The organism is Microbulbifer magnicolonia (assembly GCF_035117725.1).
Taxonomy (GTDB): Bacteria; Pseudomonadota; Gammaproteobacteria; order Pseudomonadales; family Cellvibrionaceae; genus Microbulbifer; species Microbulbifer magnicolonia.
This window is the reverse complement of sequence record NZ_JAYEFD010000002.1, coordinates 533,422-548,830: the sequence shown is the minus strand read 5'-3', so window position 1 is coordinate 548,830 and position 15,409 is coordinate 533,422. Positions and strand designations below refer to the sequence as shown.

Below are 15,409 nucleotides of genomic sequence, written 5' to 3'. Positions count from 1 at the left end.
ATTTCTGCCGATGAGAACAAAAATCCTGCTCGGCGCCCTGTTCGTGGGCGCGCTGGTGGCCTGTACCACCACCAATGTGGCGCCGATTCCCAGTGCCAACAGCGACAATATCCGCCGCGATCTCGATTACCTGGCCGCCGACGCACTGGCCGGGCGCGAAACCGGCAGCGCCGGCTACCGCCAGGCCGCCGACTATGTGGCGGCGCAGTTCGAGCAGATGGGCCTGCAGCCCGCCGGCAGCCAGGGCTACCTGCAGCAGGTGCCCTTCCGCCGCGCCAGCTGGGGCGGCCGCCAGCCGACGCTGGTGTTGCAGGGGCGCGATGGCGACATCACCTTCCGCTTCGGCGAGGACTTTATCGCCGCGCCGCCCGCCGTCAGCGAGGACACCGCCACCACCGCCAACCTGGTTTTCGTCGGCTACGGCATCGAGGCGCCGGAGTACGGCATCGACGACTACGCCGGCCAGGATGTGCAGGGCAAGATCGCGGTGATGCTCGCCGGGCGGCCGAAAAACATGCCCAATGAAGTGGGCGCCCACTACGCCTCCAGCCGCACCAAGCGCGAGGCCGCCGCGCGCCACGGCGCCGTTGGCTACATCACGCTGAACACCCCGGCACAGGAAAAGGTGCGCGCCTTCAAGAACCGGGCAAAACACAGCGGTGATGACAGTTTCGACTGGATCGACAGCGACGATGTCCCCGGCAATGCCCTGCCCGGACTGCACCCTGGCCTGATGCTCGACATACCGGCTTCGCGCCAGCTGTTTATGGGCGCCGAACGCAGCCTGGAGACCATTTTCACCGAGATCGACAACGGCCTGGCGCCGCGCGGCTTCCCGCTGCCCTACCGCGCCGCGCTGACCAGTGGCGCCGCGCACGAAAAAATTCTCAGCCCCAATGTGGTGGCGATGCTGCCCGGCAGCGACCCGCAGCTGAAAGACGAATATGTGGTGTTCTCGGCGCACCTGGATCACATCGGTGTGGACGAGGATGGGCGCATAAACAACGGCGCCCAGGACAACGCCGCCGGCATCGCGGTAATGCTGGAAACCGCGCGCCTGTTTGTGCAGTCCGGGCAGGCACCGCGCCGCTCGCTGTTGTTTGTGGCGGTGACGGCCGAGGAGGAGGGGCTGCTCGGCTCCGACTACTTCGCCCAGCACCCACCGGTGCCGCCGCAGTCGATCGTGGCGAATATCAACCTGGACATGCCGATGCTGCTGTACCCCTTCCGGGATATCATCGCCTTCGGCGCGGAGCACTCGTCCCTGGGCAAGACCGCCGAGCGCGCCGCGCAGCGCACCGGCCTGACGCTGAGCCCGGACCCGATGCCGGAGCAGGTGATCTTCGTGCGCAGCGATCACTACAACTTCGTGCGCCAGGGGGTCCCGGCGATATACCTGATCACCGGCCGCGAAGCGCTCGACCCGAACATCGACGGCACGGCGATGCAGATCCAGTTCCTGCAGGAGCGCTACCACCGCCCCACCGACGTGGCCGACGAGCAGATCAGCTATCCGGCGGCGAAGCAGTTCACCGAAGTGAACTACGCGATTGCGCGGGAAGTGGCGGATGCGGACCGCAAGCCCTACTGGTACAAGGGTGATTTCTTCGGCGAGCTGTTCGGTAAGAAGTAAAGCGCAGCCGGTCAGTCTCTCGGATTTAGCGCTTGCAGTTCGAATCTGACCGTCGCCACACCGACGGGCTGGGTCCGGAACTCCCCCTGCAGTTGCGCCGGAGCCATTTCCGGCGCGACCTCGCGCACCAGGCTGACATGCAACCCGTCCGGCAGATCGCCGCTCCAGCAGCGGTAGCGCGCAAACTCCCGCGGCCAGTGTGTCTCGCCGCACGCCACCGGGGCGCCCTTGAGAAGCCGCGCGAGATCCGCGCCGGCACATTTCGACAGCGCCTCCTTGGCCGTCCATATCCGCATAAACTCGCAGGCGGCTTTCGCCGGAGCCATTGTCCGCAAGCAGGCCATTTCGAAGGGGGCAAAATACTGCTCCGCTATCGCGCGCCAGTTACAGCGCTCCTTCAGCTGCTCGCAATCGACACCCACTGGGTCGCTGTCCAAGGCGACAGCCAGGTAAACGTCGGTATGGCTGATAGAGAGGTGGCACAGAAGGGCGCCGCTAATATCTGTGGCGACCTTGGGTGCGGTGGCGGGGAGATGTATTTCGACCGGCGCGCGACCGCAATACTCGGCGATCAGCTGCCGCACTAACAGTCGGCCGGCAAGGAACTGGTCGGCCCTTCGGGGGGCGCGTATACGTGTCAGGCGTCCGCGCTCGTCGGCGGAAAGCCAGGCCATCGATTGATCGCGCCAGCCGTCGTGCCAGGTATCGAAAGAGGTGCAGACCAGTCGTAACAAGTTGAAAACTCTTTGCCCAATCGATTTAGGAGGGCACTAATTTGGGTTACTGCTTCAGCGTGACCACTGTTAGCAGAATGGCTTTCATTTCGCAGGTTTCAGGAAATCTTGCGGTGACCTTCCATGTTTGCAGAAGGCGTCCCGCATGATACGGAAGCCGCTGCAGGCAAAAAAGAGCGGCGCGGGGCAAGATGAGAAGGGCATCCACCTCAGAATGTGCGGTCTGCTTCGCAACTGGCGAAAATTGATCAGTTTGTGTACCATCACCGGTCCTATTGCCGGGTGGCTGGAAGCCCAAAGTGGCCGACTTTAACCAGAGCCATGGGTGGCCATTCGCGGGTACAACTTTTTCTTCTTGGGGGTATGGGGCCGGGTCCCATAATCATCGGTGTCTATTGATTTTTCTGTCTCTGCCTGGCGGGCTTGGGCGCCCGGCCTGGGTGACCATTCCGACTGGATGCGTTGGCGCCGTGGGGAGATCGAGGCGGCCGGCGAGGCCCAGGCGGATGTCTCCTTCCTGCCCGCCATGCAGCGGCGGCGCCTTAGCCCGCTGGCAAAGGCCGCCTTCGCCACCGCGCACCCCCTGATCGGCGATCGCGATCTGCCGCTGCTGTGCTGCTCCGTACACGGCGAGGCCCAGCGCACCTATTCCCTGTTGAGCGACGTTGCTGCCGGCGAATCCCTGTCCCCCACGGCTTTCGGCCTGTCGGTGCACAACGCCATCGCCGGGCAGCTGTCCATCCTCTGCGGCATACAGTCGCCAGCACTGGCGCTGGCGGGGGGCGACCTGCCGCTACAGGCCGGCTTCCTCGAGGCCGCCGGCATGCTGGCGGAGGGTGTGCCGGAGCTGGTGCTGCTGTTCTGCGAGGAGCCGCTGCCGGAACTCTACCGCTCCAGTGCTCGGAGCCCGCGGCATATCTGTGCCACCGCCCTGACCCTGCGCACGGCGCCGGCAGAAGAGGGCGATCTGCGCTGTTCACTGCTGCAGTCCGACAGCCGCGGCCCTATGCCCCCCCTGGAAAGCGCCTTCGACTGCGCCGAATACCAGCTGCCGCTGATCGCCGCCCTGGTAGACGGCCGCGGCAGCCTGCCCTTAGGACAGGGCTGGGAGCTGAAAGTTCATGGCTGATCGGTCGGCGAGCGGCGCGCGCCGCGACAACTACTGGTGGCGACTGCTGGCCACGGCCGCGGCGTTCAGCCTGTTCGGCCTTGGCGGCCTGGTACTGCGCTTTGTCCTGTTCCCGCCACTCAAGCTGATCTACCGGGATGCGGAAATACGCAAGCGCCGGGCGCGCCTGCTGATCCACCATGCGTTCCGGGCCTTTATCGGTTTTATGCATGTAACAGGGATTTACACCTACAGCTTCCGTGAAGAAGAGAAGCTGCGCCGCCCGGGCCAGCTGGTGCTGGCCAATCACCCGTCGCTGATCGACGTGGTATTCCTGATTTCGCGCATTCCCAACGCCAACTGCATCGTCAAGGCGAGCCTGTTCCGCAATCCCTTTATGCGCGGCGCGGTGACCACGGCCGACTATATCCCCAACGACGACCCGGAAAGAATCATCGAGCTGGCGGCCCGGTCGCTCGCGCGCGGCGAGTCGGTGGTGCTCTTCCCGGAGGGCACCCGCTCTGTGCCGGGCAAGGCATTCAGATTTCAGCGCGGCGCCGCCTATATGGCGCTGCGCGCGCAGGTGGCGCCTACCCTGGTGACCATCTGCTGTAACCCGCCGATGCTGATGAAGAATATTCCCTGGTACAGCATTCCGCTGTCCCGCCCGCATTTTCAATTCGAAATAGCGGCCGCCGGGGAGATCCTGGAACTACACGGCAAACCGGAATCCCCGCTGGTGGCGAGAGAAGTCACCAGACAATTAAAAGCATTTTTTACTGAGGAGTGTGCCGCGTGAGCGAGCTGGTAGAAGAATTAAAAGAACTGATTATCGATGTGCTGAACCTGGAGGACATCACCCCGGGGGAAATCCAGGCAGATGAGCCGCTGTTCGGCGAGGGATTGGGACTGGATTCCATCGACGCGCTGGAGCTGGGCCTGGCGCTGCAGAAAAAATACAACATCACTATCGACGCAGAGAACGAAACCACCAAAACCCATTTTGCCAGCGTCAACAACCTGGCCCAATTTGTTGCGGACAGCCGCCGCGGTTGAGAGAGTCACAGATGTTAAACAACAAAGAAGAAATCCTGTCGGAACTGACCGGCATCCTGGTCGAGATGTTTGAAGTCGACGCGGAAGACGTCACCGCAGACGCGCATCTCTCCGACGACCTGGACATAGACAGCATCGACGCGGTGGACCTGATTGTGCGCCTGAAGGAAGTGACCGGAAAAAAGATTGCACCGGAAGAATTCAAGAGCGTGCGCACCGTTGGTGACGTGGTGGAAGCCATCCAGAAGGTGATGGCGGAACAGTGACCAGACTGGCACAGCTGACACTGGCCATCGTCGTCGCGCTCTATCCGTTTGCCGTTTACTTCGGCATGCAGTACCTGTCGCTGGGCGCGCTGTTGTTGCTGTTACTGGGCATAGCGGCGCTGCGGCTGCTGCTCGGCGGCGGAAATGACAAGGTCGGTGCGAAGCTGGTGGCACTGGCGCTCTTGAGTGTGGCCGTGTTTTCGTGGCTGCGCGGCAGCGCCGAAGGGCTGCTGTGGTATCCGGTGCTGTGCAACGCAATCCTGCTGGCGGTGTTCGCCTATAGCCTGCGCCAGCCGCAGACGGTCATCGAGCGGCTGGCGCGCCTGCGCGAACCGGACCTGCCGCCGGAGGGCGTGGCCTATACCCGCAGGGTCACCCAGGTGTGGTGCGGATTTTTTGTCGCCAACGGTGCCATCGCCGCCGCCACAGTGTTCGCCGGCGATATGCAGTTGTGGACCCTGTATAACGGTCTGGTTTCCTACGGCCTGATGGGGCTGCTGCTGGGCGGCGAATGGCTACTGCGCCGCCGGCTTCAGGGCAGGGCGCAGGACGGGGTCTAGGCGGTATGCGTTTCGATTCAGTATTCGGCTACCGCGCCGACGGCGATATGGTTTGCCATGCGCATAGAGGGCCGGTGTGTTTTGCCGATTTCAAGCGACAGCTGGCCGGGGCCAGCACACGTCTGCGAGCGAAGTTGTCACGCGCCGAAGCGGTGGTCGCGCTCTACTGCGAAGACAGCTACGACTTCAGCCTGCTGCTGTTTGCCGCACTGGCCTGCGACGCGCAGCTGGTGATCCCGGCCAACAACAAGCGCGGCACCGCGCAGTCGCTTGAAGAAGTCGATCTGTGGCTGGGGGACTGGGAACTAGATGGCGCCCTGCGCCTGGAGCAGCTGCTTGCAGAAAGCGTTGCAACCGGGGCTGAGGCTCTGCCGCAGGAGTTTGCCGGCGGGATCCAGCTGTTCACCTCCGGCAGTAGCGGTGAGCCGCAGCGGGTGCACAAGTCGCTGGCGCAGTTGCTGGCGGAAATCGCCGCGCAACAGCAACACTGGGGCCAACTGGCCGAGGGCGCGACAACGCTGGCCACCGTCAGCCATCAGCATATCTACGGCCTGCTGTTCAAGGTGCTGTGGCCGCTGTGGAGCGGCCGCCCCTTTGTCAGCAAGACCTATGTGGACGTGGCCGCACTCCTGCGAGACGCGGAAGGCATGGCGCCGGCGATCTGGGTGGCCAGCCCGGCGCAGCTCAGCCGGCGCGTCGACAGCTGGCCCTGGCACTGCGGCGAATCGCTGCGCGCCATATTTTCCTCCGGCGGCCCCCTGGGTGCGGAGGATGCACAGCAGATACAGGCGCTCTGCGGTCTGGCGCCGATCGAAATCTACGGCAGCACCGAGACCGGCGGAATCGCCTGGCGCCGACAGCTCGAGGATGCGCACTGGCGGCCGCTTGCCGGCGTCGAGGTCGCAAGCAGCGACGAAGGGTTGCTGCAGGTATCTTCGCCCTGGCTGGCCGAACCCTTTGCCGGTCAGGATCGCGTGCAGATGGAGGGCGACGGCCGCTTCCGCCTGTTGGGGCGGACGGATCGCATCGTCAAAATTGAGGAAAAGCGGATTTCGCTTTCGCAGATAGAGTCGCTGCTGTGCCGCAGCGAATGGATTGCCGAGGCCCGCGCGCTGACGGTCAGGCGCGGGCGCGAGTGCGTCGCCGCGGTGGCGGTGCTGACAGAGGCCGGCCGCGAGGCACTGACGCAGCGCGGCAAGGCGGCACTGGTGCGCGCACTGCGCGGATTTCTCGCCCCCGATTTGGACGGTGTGGCGCTGCCGCGACTGTGGCGCTTCGTCAGCGCAATACCGACCAACCAGCAGGGCAAAAGCCCGAGAGATCTGTTGATGCAACTGTTTGATGGCCGGATTTCCGGCATCCAGTCGGCGGCGATGTTGCCGCAAGTGGAACGCCGCGAGCTGAACGCGCAGAGCGCGCGGGTGGTGATGACCATTCCCGCCGACCTGGCGTGCCTGCCGGGACACTTCGACAAGGCGCCGGTAGTGCCGGGCGTTGTGCAGATCGACTGGGCCATGCACTACGGACGGGAACTGCTGGGCCTGAGCGAGCGCTTCTCGTCGATGGAAGTGATCAAGTTCAAGCAGCTGCTGGTACCGGGCGAATGCGCGGTGCTGGAGCTGGAATTCAATCCGCACAAGAACAAACTGAAATTCCGTTTTTGCAGTGACGCCGACGACAGTCGCGAGTACAGCAGCGGGCAATTGTGTTTTGACCAGCCTTTTGACCAAGGGCGCTTTTGATCATGGTTAGCCCCTGTTTCGTTATTCCGGTCTACAACCACGAGGGCGCCATCGCCGGCACCCTCGCATCGCTGCGCGATTTCGGTTTGCCCTGCGTGCTGGTGGACGACGGCTGCAGCCCGGCCTGCCGCACCGAGCTTGAGCGGCTGGCACGCGAGCAGGGCGACTGGCTGCACCTGGTGGTGCGGGAGAAGAACGGCGGCAAAGGGGCGGCGGTCAAGACCGGCCTGCGCGCCGCGTGCGAACTGGGATTCAGCCACGGCATACAGGTGGATGCGGACGGCCAGCACAACCCGGCGGATATCCCGCAATTTATTCGCCACTGCAAGGCGCAGCCGCGGGCACTGGTATGCGGCTACCCGGTCTACGACCGCTCCGTGCCGACCGCGCGCCTGCTGGGCCGCTACCTGACCCATGTGTGGGTGTGGATCAATACCCTGTCGCTGGAGATCAGGGATTCCATGTGCGGCCTGCGCTGTTATCCGCTAGCGAGCGCGGTGGCGCTGATCGATGAAGAGTTCACCGGCGACCGCATGGATTTCGACCCGGAAATCCTCGTGCGCTGGCACTGGCGCGGCGAACCGCTGCTGCAGGTGCCGGTGCAAGTCTGCTATCCGGCGGACGGCGTGTCGCACTTCCGCGGTCTTGAGGACAATATGCTGATCTCCGCCATGCACACGCGGCTCTTCTTCGGCATGCTGGCGCGGCAGCTGCGGCGGCTGAAATCGGAGACGGCACTGTGAGTAGTCTGCACTGGTCGCGCTACCGGGAGCAGGGATTCTTCCTCGGTATCAAGTTTCTGTTCTGGCTGCACCACCGCCTAGGCCCAGTGGCCTTCAAGATTGCCGTCTACCCGGTGGTGCTCTGCTACTACCTGAAGAACCGCAGCGGCCGGCTGGCGATTCGCGAGTACCTGCAGCTTTACTCCGAACGCTATCCGCAGGCGAATATCAGCCCCAGCTGGTCCACGGGATTCCGCATCTTCCTGAATTTCGCCAACAGTGCGCGGGAGAAACTCGAGGCCTGGTTCGTGGGTATACCCGCGAGCCAGGTGAACTTTCCCGAGCGCGCGGCCTTCCATCAGCTGGCGCGCAGTGGCCGCGGCGGCATACTGATCGGTTCACACCTAGGCAACCTGGAAGTCTGCCGCGCGCTGGGCAGCATGACCGACGTGACGGTCAATGTGCTGGTACACACCAAGCACGCGCAGAAATTCAATCGCATGATGAAGCTGCTGAATCCGAAGAGCCAGGTGCGCCTGACCCAGGTGACCGAGGTGACCCCGGCGCTGGCGATGCAGCTGTCGGAATCGGTGGAGCACGGCGAGTTTGTGGTGATCGTCGGCGACCGTACCCCGGTCAGCTCCATCGGTCGCACCTGCACTGCGCAATTCCTCGGTCGCACGGCGCCCTTCCCGCAGGGACCCTATATTCTCGCCGCACTGCTCAAGTGCCCGGTTTACACCCTCTTCTGCCTGCGCGGCCGCGATGGCTACGACATCTACATGGAAGAACTCTGCGATCGGGTGCAGATGCGGCGCGGCGATCGCGAGGGGCATATCCGCGAGCTGGTGGCCGAATACGCGCAGCGGCTCGAGCACTACTGCCATATGGCGCCGCTGCAGTGGTACAACTTTTATCCGTTCTGGGATCAACAGCAATGAATACAGCAGTGTTTCAGCGCACGCCGGTGCTCTTCGACGGCAGCGAGCTGACCATCGCGCAGATCAACGACATAGCGCGCGGCCGCGCCCAAGTAAGGCTGTCCGATGACGAGGCCTTCGTGGCGCGCATCAATCGCGGGGTCGAGTTTCTCGACCGGCTGTGGCAGCAGGAGGGCGTCATCTACGGCGTGACCACCGGCTACGGCGATTCCTGCACGGTAAATATTCCCGGCGACCTGGTGGAAGAACTGCCGCGCCACCTCTACACCTTCCACGGCTGCGGCCTAGGCGAGGTTTTCACCCTGGAGCAGAGCCGCGCGATTGTCGGCGCGCGCCTGGCGAGCCTAGCCCGCGGTAGTTCCGGCGTGCGCTACGAACTGCTGCAACAGCTGGCGCGCCTGCTGCAGCAGGATGTGATTCCGGTGATACCGCAGGAGGGTTCCGTCGGCGCCAGCGGCGACCTGACACCGCTCTCCTATGTGGCCGCGGTGGTCGCCGGCGAGCGCAAGGTCTGGTACCGGGGCCAGCAGAGGCCCACGGCGGAAGTGTTCGACGAGCTGCGCATTCAACCATTGAAGCTGCGCCCGAAAGAGGGTCTGGCGATCATGAATGGCACCGCGGCCATGACCGGCCTCGCCTGTATCGCCTACAGCCGCGCCGAGTACCTGTGCCAGCTGAGCGCGCGCATCACAGCACTGATGAGCGTGGCCCTGCAGGGCAACGCCTACCACTTCGACAACGCACTCTTCGCGGTCAAGCCCCACCCGGGCCAGAACCGCATTGCGCGCTGGATTCACGACGACCTGAACGTGGGCGAGGCGCCGCGCCAGAGCAGCCGCCTGCAGGACCGCTATTCACTGCGCTGTGCACCGCACGTGATCGGCGTGGCCCAGGACTCGCTGCCGTGGCTGCGCCAGTTTATCGAGAACGAACTGAACAGCGCCAACGATAACCCCATCATCGATGGCGAAAACGAGCATGTACTGCACGGTGGCCATTTCTACGGCGGCCATATCGCCTTCGCGATGGACAGCCTGAAAAACGCAGTGGCCAACCTGGCCGACCTGCTCGACCGCCAGATAGCGCAGCTGGCGGATGTGAAATTCAACAACGGCCTGCCGGCCAACCTGACCGGCGCCGAGGGCGAGCGCCGGCCGCTGAACCACGGCTTCAAGGCGGTGCAGATAGGAGCCAGCGCCTGGACCGCGGAAGCACTCAAGCAGACGATGCCGGCCAGCGTTTTCTCCCGCTCCACCGAATGCCACAACCAGGACAAGGTCAGCATGGGCACCATCGCCGCGCGGGATTGCATGCGCGTGCTGCAGCTCACCGAGCAGGTGGCCGCCGCCGCACTGATGATGTCCTGGCAGGGCGTGCAGCTGCGCCTGCGCGCCGGCAGTGTGCAGGAGGAGAGCCTGTCGCCGGCACTGCGCGCAAGCCTCAAACAGATCGCGGACAACTTCACCCTGCTGGAACAGGACCGCGAACTCGAGGGCGACCTGCGCAATTTCGTCGGGCTGATCCAGCAGCGCCACTGGCGCCTCTACGGCGATCACCAGGGTGAGCAGCATGGCTAAGCGGGAACTGCCGGCGAACTGGGCCGCGGAAATCGAACTGCAGGTGCCTTTCCACGATGTGGACATTATGGAGGTGGCCTGGCACGGCCACTACGCCAGGTATTTTGAAATTGCCCGCTGCGCCCTGCTGGACCAGTTGCAGTACAACTACCCGCAGATGCGCGACTCTGGCTTCGCCTGGCCGGTGATCGACCTGCGCATCCGCTACGCCAAGCCGCTGCGCTTCCAGCAGCGGGTTGTGGTGCGCGCGGAGGTGGCCGAATACGAAAACCGCTTCAAGATCAATTACCAGGTGCGCGATCGCGACAGTGGCGCGCGCCTGACCAAGGGCCATACGGTGCAGGTAGCGGTAAGTATGGTGAGTGGGGAAATGCTGTTTGCCTCGCCCGCGGTGCTGCTGCAGAAGCTGGGGGTGGCCTGATGCGTATTCTATTCTTTGCTGCCATCCTGTGCGCGGCGCTGCTGTCACCCGCCGCTACGCTGGCGAGCGAAATATCGCAGCGGGCCGCACTCGAGCAGATAGAAGAGCGATTGCAGAAGGCGCCGCAGATGCTGGGCCGCTTCACGCAGAAGAAGACATTGCCGCAACTGCCGCGGCCGCTGCTGTCCAGCGGCGTGGTGGCGCTGTCGGAAGAGCGCGGTGTCAGCTGGCGGGTTGTCGAGCCGATAGCGTCACACCTGATCCTGAACGAGGCGCAGGCCGGCGACGATCTATTGGCGAAACAGATCGCCTATCCGCTGCTGCAGATTTTCCGTGGCAATTTTGCCGCGCTGGAGCAGCTGTTCCGCGTCGAGGCACAGATGTTGGACAACCGCTGGGAAGTCACCCTGGAGCCGAAAGACTCCGCTCTGGCAAAGTTTGTGTCCTCGATCGAAGTTTCCGGCAACAGCAGCATAGAGCGCATTCGTCTGGCGGAAGCCAGCGCCGCAATTACCGAAATGCAGCTGCTGGAGCTGCAGCCGGTCAGCGACAGCGATCCGCAGTTCACGGCCGAATTCAGCCAGCAGTAACGGTAAGATGAAGGGTCGCATTGCAGTCTGGTTCGCCGTCGCCGCCGCATTTGCGCTGGCTGCGGCTCTGCGCTACCAGCCCGACTGGTTGCAGACCGATATTCTCGCGCTGACCGGCGACAGCGAGGCGGCGCCCGCGGTTGCCAGGGCGCAGCAGAAACTGAACGACCAGTTGCAGCGCAACCTGCTGTGGATGCTGGTGTCGCCGCCCGGCGACTCAGCGCGACTGGCGCGCGCCACCGCGGCGCTGGCGGAAAAGCTGCAGGTATCCGCGGCGATAGAGAACCTCGAATACCGCTGGGCCGAAGACGAGCGCTTCAGAAACGAGTGGGCGCTGCTGTTCCCCCTGCGCCAGCAGTTGCTCGCGCCGGGAGACCGTGAGCTGCTGGCAACTGCACCGGAGCAGCTGGTGCAGCGCCAGCTGGCCGCCATCTACGGCCCCCAGGGCGGCGCCCCGGATCTGCAACGGGATCCCTTTGCGGTATTCCGTCACTACTTTACCGCCGGCCCCCGGGTGTCCACCCGCGTCTACCGGAATATTCCGGTGCAGCTTGGCGGCGAGCGGGAATTTACCCTGATCCAGGCCACCGCCGCGCCGGCGCAGCTGGGTGGCAGGGTTCACACGCCGCTGCTGCAACTGCGCGCGGAAATGCAGGACTGGGCCGAGACACAGCGGCTGCAGCTGCTGGTGGTCGGCGCACCCCTGCACACGGAGTACGCCGCAGCCGGCGCACAGCGGGAGATCCGCCTGATCGGCGGCCTGTCGATCGCGGCCATCTGCCTGCTGTCGCTGCTGGTTTTCCGCTCGGTGCGACCGCTGATGCTGTCGCTGTTCGCAATCGGCTGCGGCATCGCCGCCGGCACCGCGGGGGTGATCGCGCTACTGGGGCAGATGCATATTCTCGCCTTCGTGTTCGGCACCACCGTTACCGGCCTGGCGATCGACTACGCCTTCCACTTTATCTGCAACCGCCTGAGGCCTGGCGATGCGAAAGACGGCGACATACTGCCCGGCCTGCTGTTGGGCCTGCTGTCCAGCTGCCTGGCCTTTTTCACCCTGGCGCTGACCCCTTTCCCTTTGCTGCAACAGATGGGGTTCTTCGTCGGCTTCGGCCTGCTCGGCGCCTGGCTGACGGTGCTGCTGCTGTTCCCTGCACTGCTGCGTTTGCGGCAGAGGCCCCTGGATTTTGCCAGCCGCCTACCGCAGGGGAAAAAGCGCTGGTACGGCACCGCCCTGTGCGCGCTACTGCTGCTCGGGCTGGCGGCGCTGCCGCGTATCCAGTTCGCCGACGACTTGCAGCTCTTTTATCAGCCGCCGCAGTTCCTCGCCGAAGAGGAACAGAAACTCAACGGACTGCTGCCGTCGAGGGCGGAATCCAGCTATTTCCTCGTGCAGGGCCGCGACTGGAAACAGCTGCTGCAGCGCGAGTGGCAGCTGGCGGAGCGGCTGCGGGCATTCCAGCGCGAAGGCGAACTTCAGTATTTCCAGGCGCTGAGCGAAAAATTCCCGCCGCTGGAAGTGCAGCGCGAAGACTGGGCGCTGATGCAGGGCTTCTACGGTAGCGCACCGGTAGAGGGTTTTTATAAACAACTCGGCTACAGCGAGAGCGAAGCTGAAATGCTGATCGGCGAACTGGCGCAACCGTTCCGCGCGCTGACCCTGGAGGAATGGCTCGCAGTGGCGGGGCAGAACTACCGCGACCTGTGGCTCGGCTGCGAAGGCGGCAGCTGTGCGTCGATAGTGCGCCTGTATGGACTCGGCAGCGATCTGGAATTCACAGGCGACCTGGAAGGCATTGTGTTGGTGAATCCCACCGCGGCAATTTCAGAAGTGATGTCCCGACAGCGCGACCTGCTGCTGGCGCTACTGCCGCTGGTGATGTTGATCGCCTTCGGCGTGATAGCCGTTCGTACCGGCGCGCGCAGGGCGCTGAGTGTGATCGGCCTGCCGTTGGCGGCAGTGGCGGCGGCGCTGGCATCGGTGGTGCTCGCCGGCGCAGCGGTAAACCTGTTTCACGTGGCCGCGCTGCTGCTGATATTTGGTATCGGCGTGGACTATGCGGTGTTCAGCCACCTGAGTGGTGAACGTGAAAAGAGTTACACCCTGCTGGCCATCGCTATGGCCGGGGTGACCACGCTGCTGGGATTCGGCCTGCTGGCCCTGTCCGCCACGCCGGCCATCGCCGATTTTGGCCTGACGCTGGCGGTGGGTACCTCGCTCACACTGGCGCTGGCGACATTGTTTTTTACCGGGGCGAAAGTGAAAGGCCAGAACAGAAAAGGTGTAGACCGATGAAGGAAGTGGTATCGGATGTAGTCGTAATCGGCGCGGGCCCGGCCGGCGCCGTGGCCAGCGCGCTGCTGGTGCAGAAGGGCTGGAGTGTGAATGTGGTGGAGCGGCAGGAGTTCCCGCGTTTCTCCATCGGCGAAAGCCTGCTGCCGCAGTGCATGGAGTTTATCGAGCGGGCGGGGATGTTGGACGCCGTCAAGGCGGCGGGTTTCCAGTTCAAGAACGGCGCCGCCTTCGAATGGGACGGCGCGCGCACCGCCTTCGATTTCACCGAAAAGTTCTCTCCCGGCCACGGCACCACCTTCCAGGTACAGCGCGCCGCCTTTGACAAAATTCTCGCCGACGAGGCGCAGCGACAGGGGGCGAATATCTACTACCGCCACGGTATCCGCGCAGCGGAGATAGACGGCGAGGGCGCGCGCCTGGTGGCCGAGTGCGACGGCGAGGAAGTGATTTTCCGCGGCCGCTTTGTGCTGGATGCCAGCGGCTTCGGCCGCGTGCTGCCGCGCCTGCTGGAGCTGGACAGGCCCTCGGCCTTCCCGGCGCGGGAATCGGTGTTCACCCATGTGCAGGACAATATTGCCGACGAAAAATTCGACCGCGACAAGATACTGATTACCGTCAATCCCGAGCAGCGGGACATCTGGTACTGGCTGATTCCGTTTTCCGGCGGCCGCGCCTCCCTCGGCGTTGTCGGCGAGCGCAGCAAGATTGCGGCGATGGGCGAGGCGCCGGAACAGATACTGCGCAACGCCGTAGCGGCGGCGCCGGAGCTGGCGAAGACACTGCGCAACGCCGAATTCGATACGGCGGTGCAGCGCATCTCCGGTTACGCCAGCGATGTCAGCACCCTGGTCGGCCCCGGTTTCGCATTGCTGGGCAATGCCGGCGAGTTCCTCGATCCTGTGTTTTCCTCCGGCGTGACCATCGCGATGAAATCCGCCCATTTGGCCAGCGACTGCCTGCACCGCCAGCTGGGCGGCGAGACCGTCGACTGGCAGGCGGATTTCGCCGCGCCACTGAAACACGGCGTGGACGTCTTCAAAACCTATGTCACCGCCTGGTACGACGGCCGCTTCCAGGATGTGATTTTCCACCGCACCGGACAGACGGAGATCAAGCGCATGATCTGCTCCATCCTGGCCGGTTACGCCTGGGACAGGAACAATCCCTATGTGGCCGCGGCGGAGCGCCGCCTGAACACTCTGGCGGAAATATGTGCCGCAAGCTGATCCTTGTCGCCCTGCTGCTGACGCTGGGCGGCTGCGCGCTGTTTGCGCGCCCGCCGGCACAGCCGCCGCTGCGACCGCTGGCGCCGCTGCCAGCGGGCGAGAGCCGCCAGCTGGTGCAGCATATCGCGGTGACCTGGCGCGGCGAGCAGAGTGATCTGATGGGCGCGTCGCTGCTGGGCCCGGAGCTGGTCAAGGTGTCGCTGCTGACCCCCCAGGGTGTCAGCCTGCTGGATATCCATTACGATGGCCGTGAGGTAAAAGCGCAGGAGTATCTGGGGGGCGGACGACAGATTCCGCCACGGGCGCTGCTGGCGGATATGCAGCTGGTCTACTGGCCGCTGGACCTGCTGCAGGCCAACCTGCCGGCGTCCTGGACACTGCGCGAGGAAAGCACGGCTGATGGCCGCAGGCGCGAACTGTATTTCAACGGCGAGCTCTACACGGAGGTTTCCTACAGCGGCCCCGACATCTGGCGCGCCCAGGTGCAGCTGCAACAGAAGTCGCTGGGGTATGGGCTCCGGATCAAGAATTTGTAGA

16 protein-coding genes are annotated in these 15,409 nt (G+C 64.1%); 15 read left to right on the top strand and 1 reads right to left on the bottom strand.

What is annotated here, in order from left to right; all coding sequences use genetic code 11:
- Nucleotides 1-10 precede the first annotated feature (10 nt).
- Complete coding sequence (locus RRF64_RS11600) at nucleotides 11-1,633, top strand: M28 family metallopeptidase (protein ID WP_323846046.1); 1,623 nt, start codon at nucleotides 11-13, stop codon at nucleotides 1,631-1,633.
- Between the two features lie 11 nt (nucleotides 1,634-1,644).
- On the opposite strand, the gene RRF64_RS11595 is transcribed toward RRF64_RS11600, so the two are convergent.
- Complete coding sequence (locus RRF64_RS11595) at nucleotides 1,645-2,367, bottom strand: 4'-phosphopantetheinyl transferase family protein (protein ID WP_323846045.1); 723 nt, start codon at nucleotides 2,365-2,367, stop codon at nucleotides 1,645-1,647.
- Nucleotides 2,368-2,824: 457 nt separating this feature from the next.
- On the opposite strand from RRF64_RS11595, the gene RRF64_RS11590 reads away from it, so the two are divergent.
- Genes RRF64_RS11590 through RRF64_RS11525 form a run of 14 tightly spaced genes read left to right on the top strand, consistent with a single transcriptional unit; the run spans nucleotide 2,825 to nucleotide 15,408 of the window.
- Nucleotides 2,825-3,496 (top strand): beta-ketoacyl synthase chain length factor, encoded by a 672-nt coding sequence (locus RRF64_RS11590; RefSeq protein WP_323846044.1) that lies wholly within the window; start codon nucleotides 2,825-2,827, stop codon nucleotides 3,494-3,496.
- A complete protein-coding gene (locus RRF64_RS11585) occupies nucleotides 3,489-4,274 on the top strand; it encodes a lysophospholipid acyltransferase family protein (protein ID WP_323846043.1) in 786 nt (261 codons plus the stop codon). Before RRF64_RS11590 ends, RRF64_RS11585 begins: the two co-directional genes overlap by 8 nt.
- Nucleotides 4,271-4,531, top strand: coding sequence for a phosphopantetheine-binding protein (locus RRF64_RS11580; protein WP_323846042.1), 261 nt, complete (start codon nucleotides 4,271-4,273; stop codon nucleotides 4,529-4,531). Before RRF64_RS11585 ends, RRF64_RS11580 begins: the two co-directional genes overlap by 4 nt.
- 11 nt (nucleotides 4,532-4,542) lie before the next feature.
- Nucleotides 4,543-4,797 carry an acyl carrier protein gene (locus RRF64_RS11575; protein ID WP_323846041.1) on the top strand — a complete coding sequence of 85 codons (255 nt, stop codon included), beginning with the start codon at nucleotides 4,543-4,545 and terminating at the stop codon, nucleotides 4,795-4,797.
- Nucleotides 4,794-5,357 (top strand): COG4648 family protein, encoded by a 564-nt coding sequence (locus RRF64_RS11570; RefSeq protein ID WP_323846040.1) that lies wholly within the window; start codon nucleotides 4,794-4,796, stop codon nucleotides 5,355-5,357. The genes RRF64_RS11575 and RRF64_RS11570 overlap by 4 nt, the downstream gene beginning before the upstream one ends.
- A gap of 5 nt (nucleotides 5,358-5,362) precedes the next feature.
- On the top strand, nucleotides 5,363-7,099 hold the full coding sequence (locus tag RRF64_RS11565) for an ApeI family dehydratase (RefSeq protein WP_323846039.1): 1,737 nt from the start codon (nucleotides 5,363-5,365) through the stop codon (nucleotides 7,097-7,099).
- 2 nt (nucleotides 7,100-7,101) lie between these two features.
- A complete protein-coding gene (locus tag RRF64_RS11560; protein ID WP_323846038.1) occupies nucleotides 7,102-7,842 on the top strand; it encodes a glycosyltransferase family 2 protein in 741 nt (246 codons plus the stop codon).
- Nucleotides 7,839-8,762, top strand: a complete 924-nt coding sequence (locus RRF64_RS11555; protein WP_323846037.1) for an LpxL/LpxP family acyltransferase — start codon at nucleotides 7,839-7,841, stop codon at nucleotides 8,760-8,762. Before RRF64_RS11560 ends, RRF64_RS11555 begins: the two co-directional genes overlap by 4 nt.
- Nucleotides 8,759-10,339: an HAL/PAL/TAL family ammonia-lyase gene (locus RRF64_RS11550; RefSeq protein ID WP_323846036.1), complete on the top strand. Its 1,581-nt coding sequence runs from the start codon at nucleotides 8,759-8,761 to the stop codon at nucleotides 10,337-10,339. The genes RRF64_RS11555 and RRF64_RS11550 overlap by 4 nt, the downstream gene beginning before the upstream one ends.
- Nucleotides 10,332-10,760: an acyl-CoA thioesterase gene (locus RRF64_RS11545; RefSeq protein WP_323846035.1), complete on the top strand. Its 429-nt coding sequence runs from the start codon at nucleotides 10,332-10,334 to the stop codon at nucleotides 10,758-10,760. Before RRF64_RS11550 ends, RRF64_RS11545 begins: the two co-directional genes overlap by 8 nt.
- The gene (locus RRF64_RS11540) at nucleotides 10,760-11,350 is read left to right on the top strand and encodes a LolA family protein (protein WP_323846034.1); all 591 of its coding nucleotides are present in this window, start codon (nucleotides 10,760-10,762) and stop codon (nucleotides 11,348-11,350) included. Before RRF64_RS11545 ends, RRF64_RS11540 begins: the two co-directional genes overlap by 1 nt.
- Nucleotides 11,351-11,357: 7 nt before the next feature.
- Nucleotides 11,358-13,646, top strand: coding sequence for an MMPL family transporter (locus tag RRF64_RS11535; protein WP_323846033.1), 2,289 nt, complete (start codon nucleotides 11,358-11,360; stop codon nucleotides 13,644-13,646).
- A complete protein-coding gene (locus RRF64_RS11530) occupies nucleotides 13,643-14,872 on the top strand; it encodes an NAD(P)/FAD-dependent oxidoreductase (protein ID WP_323846032.1) in 1,230 nt (409 codons plus the stop codon). Before RRF64_RS11535 ends, RRF64_RS11530 begins: the two co-directional genes overlap by 4 nt.
- Complete coding sequence (locus tag RRF64_RS11525) at nucleotides 14,857-15,408, top strand: DUF3261 domain-containing protein (protein WP_323846031.1); 552 nt, start codon at nucleotides 14,857-14,859, stop codon at nucleotides 15,406-15,408. The genes RRF64_RS11530 and RRF64_RS11525 overlap by 16 nt, the downstream gene beginning before the upstream one ends.
- The last annotated feature ends 1 nt before the right edge of the window (nucleotide 15,409 follow it).

Bases quoted from the DNA above. Each gene is read 5' to 3' on its own strand.
- RRF64_RS11600 (WP_323846046.1), top strand. From the start codon at position 11: ATGAGAACAAAAATCCTGCTCGGCGCCCTGTTCGTGGGCGCGCTGGTG.
- RRF64_RS11590 (WP_323846044.1), top strand. From the start codon at position 2,825: ATGCGTTGGCGCCGTGGGGAGATCGAGGCGGCCGGCGAGGCCCAGGCG.
- RRF64_RS11585 (WP_323846043.1), top strand. From the start codon at position 3,489: ATGGCTGATCGGTCGGCGAGCGGCGCGCGCCGCGACAACTACTGGTGG.
- RRF64_RS11575 (WP_323846041.1), top strand. From the start codon at position 4,543: ATGTTAAACAACAAAGAAGAAATCCTGTCGGAACTGACCGGCATCCTG.
- RRF64_RS11565 (WP_323846039.1), top strand. From the start codon at position 5,363: ATGCGTTTCGATTCAGTATTCGGCTACCGCGCCGACGGCGATATGGTT.
- RRF64_RS11560 (WP_323846038.1), top strand. From the start codon at position 7,102: ATGGTTAGCCCCTGTTTCGTTATTCCGGTCTACAACCACGAGGGCGCC.
- RRF64_RS11550 (WP_323846036.1), top strand. From the start codon at position 8,759: ATGAATACAGCAGTGTTTCAGCGCACGCCGGTGCTCTTCGACGGCAGC.
- RRF64_RS11545 (WP_323846035.1), top strand. From the start codon at position 10,332: ATGGCTAAGCGGGAACTGCCGGCGAACTGGGCCGCGGAAATCGAACTG.
- RRF64_RS11540 (WP_323846034.1), top strand. From the start codon at position 10,760: ATGCGTATTCTATTCTTTGCTGCCATCCTGTGCGCGGCGCTGCTGTCA.
- RRF64_RS11535 (WP_323846033.1), top strand. From the start codon at position 11,358: ATGAAGGGTCGCATTGCAGTCTGGTTCGCCGTCGCCGCCGCATTTGCG.
- RRF64_RS11530 (WP_323846032.1), top strand. From the start codon at position 13,643: ATGAAGGAAGTGGTATCGGATGTAGTCGTAATCGGCGCGGGCCCGGCC.
- RRF64_RS11525 (WP_323846031.1), top strand. From the start codon at position 14,857: ATGTGCCGCAAGCTGATCCTTGTCGCCCTGCTGCTGACGCTGGGCGGC.